The sequence below is a fragment of the Sphingobacterium alkalisoli genome (assembly GCF_005049105.1).
Classification (GTDB): domain Bacteria; phylum Bacteroidota; class Bacteroidia; order Sphingobacteriales; family Sphingobacteriaceae; genus Sphingobacterium; species Sphingobacterium alkalisoli.
Map to the genome: position 1 here is coordinate 215,907 of NZ_SUKA01000003.1, position 12,516 is coordinate 228,422.

At 38.0% G+C, this 12,516-nt stretch carries 11 protein-coding genes; 3 read left to right on the forward strand and 8 right to left on the reverse strand.

The features are described 5' to 3' along the window. Positions 1 to 29: 29 nt before the first annotated feature. Positions 30 to 2,033 carry a M13 family metallopeptidase gene (locus FAZ19_RS10540; protein WP_136820693.1) on the forward strand — a complete coding sequence of 668 codons (2,004 nt, stop codon included), beginning with the start codon at positions 30 to 32 and terminating at the stop codon, positions 2,031 to 2,033. Positions 2,034 to 2,110: 77 nt separating this feature from the next. Here FAZ19_RS10540 and FAZ19_RS10545 read toward each other — a convergent pair whose 3' ends face one another. The 4 genes from FAZ19_RS10545 to FAZ19_RS10560 form a co-directional block, all read right to left on the reverse strand. Beyond that, a complete protein-coding gene (locus tag FAZ19_RS10545) occupies positions 2,111 to 2,404 on the reverse strand; it encodes a hypothetical protein (protein WP_136820694.1) in 294 nt (97 codons plus the stop codon). 111 nt (positions 2,405 to 2,515) lie between these two features. Further along, positions 2,516 to 3,715, reverse strand: coding sequence for a pyridoxal phosphate-dependent aminotransferase (locus tag FAZ19_RS10550; RefSeq protein ID WP_136820695.1), 1,200 nt, complete (start codon positions 3,713 to 3,715; stop codon positions 2,516 to 2,518). 151 nt (positions 3,716 to 3,866) lie between these two features. Further along, positions 3,867 to 4,241 carry a DUF1573 domain-containing protein gene (locus FAZ19_RS10555; RefSeq protein WP_136820696.1) on the reverse strand — a complete coding sequence of 125 codons (375 nt, stop codon included), beginning with the start codon at positions 4,239 to 4,241 and terminating at the stop codon, positions 3,867 to 3,869. A gap of 138 nt (positions 4,242 to 4,379) precedes the next feature. After that, the gene (locus FAZ19_RS10560; RefSeq protein WP_136820697.1) at positions 4,380 to 5,345 is read right to left on the reverse strand and encodes a KpsF/GutQ family sugar-phosphate isomerase; all 966 of its coding nucleotides are present in this window, start codon (positions 5,343 to 5,345) and stop codon (positions 4,380 to 4,382) included. A gap of 90 nt (positions 5,346 to 5,435) precedes the next feature. Here FAZ19_RS10560 and recQ point away from each other — a divergent pair, with 90 nt between their 5' ends. Together recQ and kdsA are read left to right on the forward strand one after the other, a co-directional pair. Then, complete coding sequence (recQ, locus tag FAZ19_RS10565; protein WP_136820698.1) at positions 5,436 to 7,625, forward strand: DNA helicase RecQ; 2,190 nt, start codon at positions 5,436 to 5,438, stop codon at positions 7,623 to 7,625. Between the two features lie 9 nt (positions 7,626 to 7,634). After that, positions 7,635 to 8,450, forward strand: a complete 816-nt coding sequence (kdsA, locus tag FAZ19_RS10570) for a 3-deoxy-8-phosphooctulonate synthase (protein ID WP_136820699.1) — start codon at positions 7,635 to 7,637, stop codon at positions 8,448 to 8,450. Between the two features lie 124 nt (positions 8,451 to 8,574). On the opposite strand, the gene FAZ19_RS10575 is transcribed toward kdsA, so the two are convergent. From FAZ19_RS10575 to FAZ19_RS10590, 4 genes are read right to left on the reverse strand one after another with little or no spacing between them, the layout of a single operon-like run. Then, positions 8,575 to 9,459, reverse strand: a complete 885-nt coding sequence (locus tag FAZ19_RS10575) for a serine hydrolase (RefSeq protein WP_229707516.1) — start codon at positions 9,457 to 9,459, stop codon at positions 8,575 to 8,577. 42 nt (positions 9,460 to 9,501) lie between these two features. After that, positions 9,502 to 10,161, reverse strand: coding sequence for a hypothetical protein (locus FAZ19_RS10580; protein WP_169305632.1), 660 nt, complete (start codon positions 10,159 to 10,161; stop codon positions 9,502 to 9,504). A gap of 31 nt (positions 10,162 to 10,192) precedes the next feature. Further along, a complete protein-coding gene (locus tag FAZ19_RS10585) occupies positions 10,193 to 12,145 on the reverse strand; it encodes a M1 family metallopeptidase (RefSeq protein WP_136820702.1) in 1,953 nt (650 codons plus the stop codon). 1 nt (position 12,146) lies between these two features. Next, positions 12,147 to 12,503, reverse strand: coding sequence for an arsenate reductase (locus FAZ19_RS10590; protein WP_136820703.1), 357 nt, complete (start codon positions 12,501 to 12,503; stop codon positions 12,147 to 12,149). Between the last annotated feature and the right edge of the window lie 13 nt (positions 12,504 to 12,516).

A 12,516-nucleotide genomic window follows, 5' to 3' on the forward strand; every position in this document is an offset into this window, starting at 1 on the left:
ATGTTTGCATATAATAATATAGTATAAATATGAAAAAAATTTTTGTATTGACAGCGTTATTATCGACTTCTAGCTATTCTTTTGCTCAAGAAGGTAAAGCGATTAATCTGTCTCTTATGGATCAAACAATCCGCCCCCAAGATGATTTTTATAATTATGTGAATGGAAACTGGATGAAGAAAGTGGAAATTCCTTCGGATAAAGCACGCTGGGGATCTTTTGACGAGCTCCGTGAAAATACCGATATAGCCAGTTTAAAAATTTTAAAAGAATCCTTAGATACAAAATTTGAAAGAGGTTCGGATGGTCAAAAAATAGCAGATCTGTATAAATCGTATATCGACTTTACAACCCGCGACCAAATAGGATTAAAACCAATCCAAGATCAGCTACAGGCGTTGGATAAAGTAGGTAGTCTAAACGATCTATATGCATACTTTGTTAAATATGGCCCAACCGGAGGAAATCCCTTTTTTGGAGGCTATGTGTATGCTCACATGAAAAACAGCGATATGAATGCAGTATACCTTGGAGGGGGAACTTTAGGACTAGGTCGTTCATACTACCAAAAGGTCGACGAAAAGAACACGGAAACCTTGGCTGAGTATAGTAATTTTATTTCGAAGCTTTACAGCAAAGCGGACCAGAAGACACGCGACCTGAAGGGGCCTAAAGTCGTTGAATTTGAAAAATCAATAGCAGCTAACCTGAAGACAATTGAAGAATCACGTGATGCACAAAAAAGATACAATCCAGTAGCAGTTAAAGACTTGAAAGACCTCGTCAAAAATATGGATGTAGCGCAGTATTTAGCAGATCTAGGTTTCAAAACGGATACCGTGATCATTGGAGAACTGAAATACTACCAAAATCTAGATCAGATCCTGAATCAAACAAATCTTCCGGAAATCAAAGAATATCTCAAATTCCATATTATCAATGGTGCTACGGGTTATTTAACAAAGGAATTGGATGAATTGTCGTTTGATTTTTACGGGCGTAAATTAAAAGGCCAAAAGGAACAACGTGCGCTCGACAAACGTGGTTTGGAATTTGTGAATGGCACGGTAGGGGATCTATTGGGTAAATTATACGTGGAAGAACATTTTCCAGAAGAAGCAAAAGTGGCGTGTGAGGAACTGGTGCAGTATTTAATAAAATCCTTTGAATTACACATTAACAGCTTAGCGTGGATGTCGCCAGTGACGAAAGGGAAGGCACTCGAGAAATTAGCAAAGTTCAATGTAAAGATAGGGTACCCAGACAAATGGAAAGATTATTCAAAAATGCAGGTGGGGACTTCGTTATACGATAATATACAAAGTATCAATTTGTGGGCATTTCAACAGAATTTAGAAAAGCAGGGGAAACCTGTCGATAAAACGGAATGGGGCATGACGCCGCAAACAGTAAATGCTTATTATAATCCATTGTTTAACGAAATTGTATTCCCCGCTGCGATATTACAGCCTCCATTTTACGATTATAAAGCAGATGCCGCAGTTAACTTTGGTGGGATCGGTGCTGTTATCGGTCATGAACTATCTCATGGATTTGATGATTCGGGATCGCAGTACGACGGAAATGGTAATTTGAACAATTGGTGGACGGAAGAGGATAAAGCAAAATTTGACGCTGCCGCTAATGCTTTGGTTGCACAGTTTGAGAGATACGAACCGGTTCCGGGAGTATTTGTCAACGGTCGTTTTACATTAGGTGAAAACATTGGTGATTTAGGTGGTTCGTCGGTAGCTTTTGATGCATTAAAAATGTACCTAAATGACAAAGGAAATCCTGGTAAAATAGACGGATTTACACCAGAGCAGCGTTTTTTCCTATCATGGGCCACCATATGGCGGACCAAAAATACAGATGAATTTGTCGTAAACCAGGTAAAAACAGATCCTCATTCTCCAGCACAGTATCGCGCATTTGCACCTATTATTAACTTGGATGGTTTCCACGAAGCGTGGAGTACAAAGGAAGGTGATAAGCTTTATGTGCCGAAAGATAAGCGTATTAGAATCTGGTAAGATAGTGATACTATATAAGTATAAACAATAAAAGGCCATTTTTTCAATGGCCTTTTTCATTTAAACCTTATTGCTCTTTACTTAAGATTCTTAATTTCTTCTTGCTCACGCAGTTTGTCAACATTGTTCTTTTCACCAAACTCTTCGGTTTTATTCTGGAATGATTCTAAAATTTCTTTTATCGATTCAGAATTGTCAGCTGTGCGTTGATAAATATCAGGCATTTTGCTTTCTATAGTTTTATCCCCGAGTTCAATGTTATCAACTTCTATTTTACCGATCTTTTCCAAAACCGCTTGTTGACTATTTCTCACGTCTTCTAATTCTCGTGAAATCTTTGCCATTAGATCAAATTTCTTTAATTTATCCATAGTCTTATTTATATTATGTTTCTACATAAAGAACCAATAGACTACAAAATTGTTTTAACGAAAAACAGCTTATCGACGGATAAGCTGTTTTTCGTTAATTAAAAGGTATTTTTAAAACATTTTTCCCGGATAAACCTCCAGCGCTTTTTCTAAACATATTAAAGCCTTGCGTAAATCTTCTTGGTTTAAAACATACGCTAATCGCACTTCATCTTTACCAAATCCCCCTGTACTATAGAATCCTGTCGCAGGTGCCATCATCACTGTTTCGTTGTCGTAACTAAAGTCTTCTAGCATCCATCGACAAAATTTGTCGGCATTATCAATGGGTAGCTTGGCAACAACGTAAAAAGCACCGCCCGGATTTGGACAAAAAACGCCTTTAATACCATTTAAACCCTTAACTAATGTGTCTCTTCGAGCCGTATATTCTTTGGAAACAGCTTCGAAGTAGGAATCGGGGGTATCTACTGCAGCCTCTCCTGCAATTTGCCCCTCTAAGGATGGACTTAGACGTGCTTGTGCAAATTTTAAAGCAGTTTGGTATAATTCTTTATTTTTAGTGATCAAACAACCAATGCGCGCGCCGCAGGCCGAATAGCGTTTGGAAACAGTATCCAAAACCACGACGTGATTTTCTAAGCCTTCTAAGTGCATAGGGGAGATAAACTTTCGTCCATCGTAACAAAACTCGCGATAGGCTTCATCTGAAAATAAATACAGATCATATTTAAGGCATAGAAGCCGTAGCGCTTCCAGCTCTTCTTGAGAGTACAAGTAACCAGTTGGATTATTGGGGTTACATATAGCTATTGCCTTTGTCTTCTCCGTGATTACTTTTTCAAATTCGGCAATAGAAGGTAAAGCAAATCCGTTGTCAATATATGACATGATTGGCTTGATAACGATATCTGATGAACAGGCAAAGCCATTGTAGTTGGCATAAAATGGTTCGGGAATAATGATCTCTTCACCTGGATTTAAACACGCTTGCATCGCAATCGTAATAGCCTCCGAACCTCCATTGGTGACTAATATATCGGTAGGAGCAACGCCATAATTCAGTTTATTGTAATACTCAGCCAATTTACTTCTATAAGATGCTGTTCCTTCTGATGCAGTGTACGCCCATACTTTGAAGTCAATGTTTTTCAAGGCATTCAACATCACCTCAGGTGTTTGAATATCGGGTTGACCAATGTTTAAGTGATAGATCTTTTTACCGTCTTTTTTGGCTTGATCTGCAAAGGGAGTTAATTTTCGAATGGGCGAGGCAGGCATATTAATGCCTTTTTGTGAAATTTTTGGCATGAACTATTCATTTTTGTTGTGTGCAAACTTAGATAAAATGCTTTGCATTCACGATACATAATTATAAAAAACTCCACTCGTAACAGACAACCGTGTTGGTCATAAAAAAAGCCACACGAACACGTGTGGCTTAAAAAATATTTGTAGTCGATTACTGAACTGTTCCTTTAACAGTAAGGGTTTTTACAGGCGTCTTAGTATTAGATTTTACAGTGAAAGATTTGGTAAACGGTCCCTTGGCCGCCGCGTTAAACGTCGCCTTAATCGTGCCTGTCTCTCCTGGTTTAATAGGAGTTTTTGAGAAATCGGCTACAGAACAACCACATGATGGTGCTACCTCCGATATTATGATCGGAGCATCCCCTCCATTTGTAAATTTAAATTCGTGAGAAACTGGTGTTCCTTGGGGAATACTACCAAAGTCATGTGTTTCCTTTTCAAACTTAAACTCGCCAATGGCTACGCTCATTGCATTTAACGAGATAAAGGCTAATACTACCGCTACTACATTTAAAACTTTATTCATAGTTATTATATTAAATATTATATTTCAATCTTTCCTTGTATATTCAATATACGTACCAAATGTACCATTAATTGGATTGGAAATGATTTCAAGTACTTAAATTAACAATATTTTTACAAAATATTTAGCTACAACATATTAGATAATTCCTTCTTTCAGTAGATCCTGAATATGTATAATACCTGTAAAGTCGTTGTTTTTGGTTACTAACAACTGTGCAATGTTGTTTTCACGCATCTTATGCAGCGCGTTTACCGCTAGTTCGGCCGCATCAATCATCTTGGGCTGCTGTGCCATAATGTCTTTGGCAGTAAGATCTGAAATACTATTATGTTGTTCTAACATACGGCGTATATCGCCATCGGTAATAATACCAATAATCTGATCCTTATCGATAACCGCTGTGGCACCTAGCCTGTACTTCGTGATGGTGATAATTACTTGTCGAATATTATCTTCAGGTGATACAACGGGTTTGCCATTTGCATCTGATAAGTCCGCTACTTTAAGGTAGAGTTGCTTGCCTAGTGCCCCCCCTGGATGGTATCTCGCAAAATCCTTATCTGTAAACTGACGTGCAGATTGAAGACACACCGCAAGGGCATCACCCATTGCCAATTGAGCTGTCGTGCTGGTAGTTGGAGCTAAGTTGTTTGAACATGCTTCACGCTCCACTGTAGTATCTAAAATATAATCTGCGTGGTCGGCAAGAAACGATGTTGTATTTCCAACCAATGCTACAAGCGTATTTTGTCTGTGCTTTAAAAATGGTACGAGTACTTTTATTTCCGGAGTATTACCGCTTTTAGATAGCGCAATAATAAGGTCCTCTTTTTGGATAATTCCTAAATCGCCATGTATGGCATCTGCAGCATGCATGAATATGGCTGGAGTCCCAGTGGAATTTAAAGTTGCTACGATTTTTTGCGCAATGATAGCACTTTTGCCGATGCCCGTCAATATAACACGCCCTTTTAACGACAGTATTTCGTCGACCACCTGTTCAAAGTCAGCGTTGATTTTAGAAACCAGAGCCTGTATCGCCTGAGCCTCAAGCTCTAAAACCCGTATAGCCTCTTTTTTAATGTCTGTGTTGTTTTTCACCGAAAAAATGTTATTTTTACTTTAATATTTACAAAAATAAGTTTTTTAACTTAGTTACTTAAGAGTCTGTCTAATTTTGTGTCTGCGTCGATGGAAATAGAAAAATCACTGTTTGATAATCTGCAAGAATTTTTTGGTTTTGATACTTTTAAAGGAGATCAGGAAGCAATTATTACAAATGTATTAAACAAAAAAGATACGTTCGTAATTATGCCGACTGGTGGAGGGAAGTCCATTTGTTATCAGTTACCGGCATTAATGAGCGACGGAACGGCAATAGTAATATCACCGCTGATTGCATTGATGAAAAATCAGGTGGATCAGCTTCGTGCCTTCGGAGGGAATGATAGTATAGCACATTTTTTAAATTCATCTTTGAATAAAGGTGACATTACAAAAGTGAAAGCGGACGTTTCTGCAGGAAAAACAAAGTTGCTTTATGTGGCTCCAGAATCTTTATCGAAAGAGGACAATGTGCTTTTCCTAAAATCAATCAAGGTTTCGTTTGTAGCTGTTGATGAAGCACACTGTATTTCTGAATGGGGTCATGATTTCCGTCCTGAATACCGAAAGATACGTCAAATTATTAACGGTATCGGCGAAAATATTCCTATAATTGCGCTGACGGCTACTGCAACACCAAAAGTACAATCAGACATTCGAAAGAATTTACAAATGAATAACGCTGCATTATTCAAGTCGTCTTTCAACCGATCCAATCTGTATTATGATGTACGCCCCAAGAATAAAGTTGTAAGAGAAATTGTTAGATTCATAAAAAATAATACGGGTAAAACTGGAATTATTTATTGTCTTAGCCGCAAGAAAGTAGAGGAAATCGCCGAAGTTCTTAATATTAATGGAATAAAAGCACTGCCTTACCATGCAGGCTTAGACGCAAAAACTCGTGCTGATACGCAGGATAAGTTTTTGATGGAAGATGTAGAAGTAATTGTGGCGACTATTGCTTTTGGGATGGGAATAGACAAGCCCGATGTACGGTATGTGATCCACCATGATATCCCAAAGTCAATGGAAGGTTATTATCAAGAAACAGGTAGAGCTGGACGGGACGGGGGAGAAGGCCTTTGTGTCGCATTCTATTCTAAAAAAGATGTCGAAAAACTGACGAAATTCATGAAAGATAAACCTGTGTCCGAACGAGAAATAGGTACACAGATATTAAAAGAAGTTATAGATTATTCTGAGTCTTCTGTGTGTCGTCGTAAGCAGATTTTGCACTATTTTGGGGAAAAATTTGATGAGACAGGTTGCAATAACATGTGCGATAACTGTAGAGCACCAAAAACTCATATTGATGCAGAAGAACCATTGTTCAAGGTTTTAGGTTTTATTAAAGAGCAAGGTGATAAATTTGACGACCATCATATTATTAATGTATTAATGGGACAAAACAATCAACCTGTTTCATCATACAAACACGATGAACACAAGTTATTTGGCTCAGGAAAAGAAAATGGCGTAAATTATTGGAATTCGGTGATTCGTCAAGCGGAATTAGCTGATTTTATAAAAAAAGATATTGACCACTACGGCTTACTGACATTAACGGAATCCGGCAAAAAGTATTTGAATAATCCGTATGCGATAAAATTCATCATTAATAAACCGATGGAATTTACAGATGACGATGGTGGGGAAGATGTCACGCAAAGCTCAGCAGCTTTAGATACGGAGTTGCTCAAAATGCTTAAAGATCTACGAAAAAAAATAGCGAAGCAAAAGTCTTTACCTCCTTTTGTTATTTTTCAAGATCCTTCACTTGATGAAATGTGTACACATTATCCCATTACATCAGAAGAGCTGAAACAAATACATGGTGTTGGATCGGGTAAAGTGACGAAATTTGGAGCTCCTTTTATTGCGCTAATAAAACAATACGTAGAGGATAACAACATTGATCGACCACAGGATCTTATTGTAAAAAGCACAGCGAATAAGTCTGCTCTAAAAGTATCTATAATTCAAAATATAGACCGTAAAATAGGATTGGGTGATATTGCATCAGCGAAAGGCATAAGCTATGAAGATCTGCTCAAAGAAGTGGAATCCATTGTATACTCTGGCACAAAATTAAATATAGGCTATTTTGTTGATGAGATGATTGATCAAGACTTACAAGATGAGGTATACGACTACTTTAAATCGGCCGAAGTTGATTCTATTAAAGAAGCATTAAAACAATTGGGTGAAGCAGATTATACGTATGAAGACATTCAACTGATGCGCATTAAGTTTATATCAGAATTAGGGAATTAATATTTACAAATGATTAATACATATTTGCCTCAAATAAAAAATGGGCAATCCAATCAGTTTTTCTTAATGGCGGGGCCTTGTGCCATCGAAGGTGAAGAAATCGCATTTAGAATTGTCGAAAAAATTGTTACCATTACGGATACGCTTGGTATACCTTATATTTTTAAAGGTTCATACCGTAAAGCAAATCGATCGCGTGTAGATTCATTTACAGGCATAGGGGATGAAAAAGCACTGAAGATCTTGGAGAAGGTGGGTAAGGAATTTGGTATTCCTACTGTAACAGATATTCACGAAAGCCACGAGGCGGCGCTGGCCGCAGCTTATGTGGATGTGCTACAGATACCTGCTTTTCTATGCCGTCAAACCGAATTATTAGTTGCAGCCGCCGAAACGGGAAAAGTAGTTAATATTAAGAAGGGCCAATTTCTATCGGCCGAGTCGATGAAATTTGCAGTTGATAAAATAAAAGAAGCTGGCAACGAAAAAGTATTCCTAACAGATCGTGGAAATACATTCGGCTATCAGGACCTTATTGTTGATTTTCGGGGAATCCCTACAATGCGTGCATTCAATGTGCCAACAGTGATGGATTGTACGCATTCTTTACAACAACCTAATCAGACTTCTGGTGTAACTGGCGGAAAACCCGAGTTAATCGAAACCATTGCAAAAGCAGCTATCGCCGTAGGCGCCGATGGACTTTTTATAGAAACACATCCCGATCCGGCAAATGCCAAATCGGATGGTGCTAATATGCTTCATCTAGATTATTTAGAAGATTTATTGATAAAATTAGTACGACTCAGAGAGGCAGTTTTATAGTCTCTGACAGTTTTCAACAATAAAGCGAGGTCTAAAAATTAGTTAATTTTTAGACCTCGCTTTTGAAAGATTTACTCATCGAAAACGGAGCGGCCACCAACGGCAAATTGCCTAATTCCTTTTTTTATTTGATCGGTTCGAACGGGACGAAGGGATGCTTGGGCTCAAAGTGGTTCCAGATGATATTCGAAATTTTTCGGGTTAGCACCTCGGCTTCATTTTGATCGTTCCAACTTTGATCTTCGTTATTTTTTGTTAATATACAAAATACATAGTCTCCGCTCGGGGCATTTACGAGTACAACTTCACCACGAGCATCGTTTACAGATCCTGTTTTAGATATGGTATTGATATGTGATGGAATCTGCGATAAAGATCGTCCATTGTAAAATTGATTTTTCAAATATCTGTACATTTTATCTGAATGCCTTTTGTCGATTACTTGACCATTTCTTATTGACAAAAATAATGTAGCCATTTCTCGAGGTGTAGTTTGTCCCCAACCGTATTTTTTCCAAATATCTTCTCTACCTGGAGTTCTAGAATTGATTTTGGTGTGTTGCAATCCTAATTTTTCCAAAAGTGGATTAATAACAGTTCCGCCACCTGCTAATTCTTGCAGCCAAAGAGAGGCAACGTTGTCGCTGTAACTTAACATTAACGAGATCATAGTAGAAAGATCCGTTTGCGCACTATCTTTATAAAATTGCATTAGACCGGAGCCACCATAAACTCTATTTTTGTCGTATCGGAAAGCCTGATTTACTTGCAATTGTCCATCAGCGATTTTTTGGAATACGCCTACCAAAATTGGAATTTTAACAATACTGGCAGTGGGAAATATGGTATCTGCGTGGATTGCAACATACCGGTTAGAACGTATGTGTTGTATATATATGCCGATCTCACCTTTAAAATGTTGTATTTCATTGTTAAGTTTATCTTCAAGCTTTTTGTCGTTTTTTTGTGCAAAAAGGGTATTTACAAATAAGCTTAAAATTAAAAACATGATATATTTCATAATGTATAATAGTTCTGATTGTATAAAAATCTAATCTTCTTGTCTGAATTTTTTGTACGAATCCAATATATAAACCTGTAGATCTTGCGGGGAGGCTACTTGAACAAATTCTAATGTTGGGCGGTACCGTTCTTTAAATAAAGGAATTTCATCTTCTGAAAGGGGAACCAAAGACGCAATGAGTTGGTTGGTGAATTTACGGTCAATCTTTCGATTTTTTTGTTCTGTGATCAATAGATCAAGGTTTTTCCGTGCTTCTTTTGCTTTTCGTCCAAACAAACGGGAAGGGGAAACACGTAATCCACCTTTTTGTTGGTTTGCATCGACTACTTTACCTTCATTTTTGGTCCGCTCAATTTCCGAAATTAAACGACTATCCGTTAAACGAGTTACCAAGACTTCATTAATAACGATCGTATTGTCCTCGCGTAATAAATAGATTCTTTGCACACCTTCCTCATAAAGAAATGCAGTATCCTTTTGATAACCTGGCAATTCGAGCTCTAGATAATCGTAAAGTTTAGCATTGATCTTAAATTTTCCTTCTCGATCGGTATTTACCTGCTCTTTGGTGCGTAGGTTTCTAACTGTCACATTCCAAAGAGTATGGCTGCTCTCTAGCTCGTATACGATTCCTGTAAAATCTTGTGCCTGTATCGGCGTGCCAATTCCGGCTAGTAGAAAAGCCATTAGAGCTACTATGTAATTTATTTTGTTCATGTTATTTTGTGTTCCAAGTGTTGTTTTCGGGATTGATATCGGGAAATACATTTCGCGGATCTAGTTTAAGGATTGTTAGCTTTTCTGTTGATGCTATTTTAAATGTCCATCTTCTATTTCTCTCCCAAATTTCTACTGGTAATTTCACTGTGATTTTTTTACCACTCTCGGTAGTTGCTTCGATTTCCACTGGCATGGGTAATTTACCTAGATTGTCAACACTAACAATCGCACCTTTTGATGGGTCGGATTCTACATAGCGTACGTCGCTAATCGTTTGATCCATTTGCCAGTTGTACTGGAAAAAACCTTTCCAAAACCAGTTCAGGTTTTCTCCGGTTTCATTTTCTATCAATCTAAAAAAATCGTCAGGGGTAGGATGCTTATAGGCCCAGACCTCAATATATTTCTTAAACGCGGCATCAAAGCGAGGTTTGCCGATGATCTCGTTTCTTAACAACTGCAACGCAAAAGCCGGTTTGTAATATAAGAGGATACCCATATGACGTTCTTTCATGTTCTGTGGAGTTGTCATCACGGCTTCTAAACTGGAATTGAATAAAACTGGTGTCATGCTATTGCGTTGTCCATATTTGATATTGTATTCACCTTTATTAAATACTTCGGTTGAAATACCATTAATAAAAGTGTTAAATCCTTCATCCATCCATCCGTGTAATCTTTCGTTACTACCCACGATCATCGGAAACCAATTATGACCAAACTCGTGATCTGTTACACCCCATAAATTGGCGGCCTTGGCTTTGTGGCCACAGAAAGAGATAGCCGGGTATTCCATTCCTCCTACATTTGACGCTACATTAACAGCAACAGGATACGGGTACTCATACCATTTTTGCGAATAGTGCTCAATCGATGCTTTTGTATATTCTGTGGATCTTTCCCAGGCATTATTCCCATTACTTTCTTTGGGGTAGGCCGATAGCGCTAATGCGGATTTACCGCTAGGTAGATTAATCTTTGCACCGTCTAAGATGAAGGCAGCTGAGGAAGCCCAAGCTACATCATGTGCATTTTTTAAAATATACTTCCAAGTCAGTTCGTTCTTAGCAGGTCTAGATGACGCTTTGGATACTTCATTTTCCGAACGGATAAGTACAGTTTTATTTGAAGATTTCGCTTGATTGTAGCGATTCAACTGGTCTTCGGTAAAAACTTCCTCCGGATTAAGTAGGTCGCCCCCCATAACCACGATATGATTTGCGGGCGCGGTAATCTCAACCTCGTAATCTCCGAATTCCAAATAAAACTCTCCGGGTCCGGTATAAGGATGTGTATTCCATCCAAGAATATCATCGAAGACACATACTCTCGGATACCATTGCGCAATAGCATAGATATTGCCATTTGACGTACTCAATATACCCGTACGGTCTGCACCATATTCTGGAACGGTAAATTCAAAATCCATGCTGAATGTTACTTTGCCTCCATTGGCTTTTAAAGGTGTAGGCAAATTGAGTCGCATCCGAGTATCGTTAATGCTATAAGTAATATCAGAATGGGAGTCTGTCATAACATTTTTAATAGTATACCCCCCATTAAAGGTATTCTTAGCATTTCCATAACGACTGTCTTGAAGAGGAATAGTAGCTTGTCCTCTAGAGTCATTATTGAAGAGATTCTGGTCCAATTGTAACCAGATAAACTCGAGCTCTTCGGGACTATTATTAATGTAGGTTGTAGCAACTGAACCGGTTATTCGGTTTGTCTTATCATCCAGTTTTACCTTAATGCTGTAGCTGGCTGTATTCTGCCAATAGGAGGGTCCTGGTTTGCCACTTGCAGAACGGTACACAGTGCCATTGTTTTTGTAAAAATCTGTAGCAAATGCTTCAGTATAATTGTATACACTCCCTTCCTGCGCTTCTAGAGGAGAAAAAGTAAATAGACAGGCTGTCGTTAAGACTATAACGTATAATCGTTTTATCATATTAGTGAGGAAGTTTTAGTGTGCTTAAATAAACATTGTCGTCGAATCCCAAAAGGATGAGATCGTTATATTCTATAATAGGTCTCTTAATCATACTATTGTGTTGTAAAAGAATCTGGATTCCAGAAGAAAAATCCTTGACATTATCTTGTTCTTCCTTCGATAATTTACGCCAAGTTGTTCCTTTTTTATTAACGAGTTGCTCCCATGATACTTTTTTCGACCATTCCGTCAACTTTTCTTCCCGTGCCGGCTCCTTTTTGAAATCATGAAACGTATAAGAGATTTCATGTTCTGCAAGCCAGTCTAAAGCTTTTTTTACTGTGTTACAATTTTTTATACCGTAAATCTCAACCATTATATATCGTATT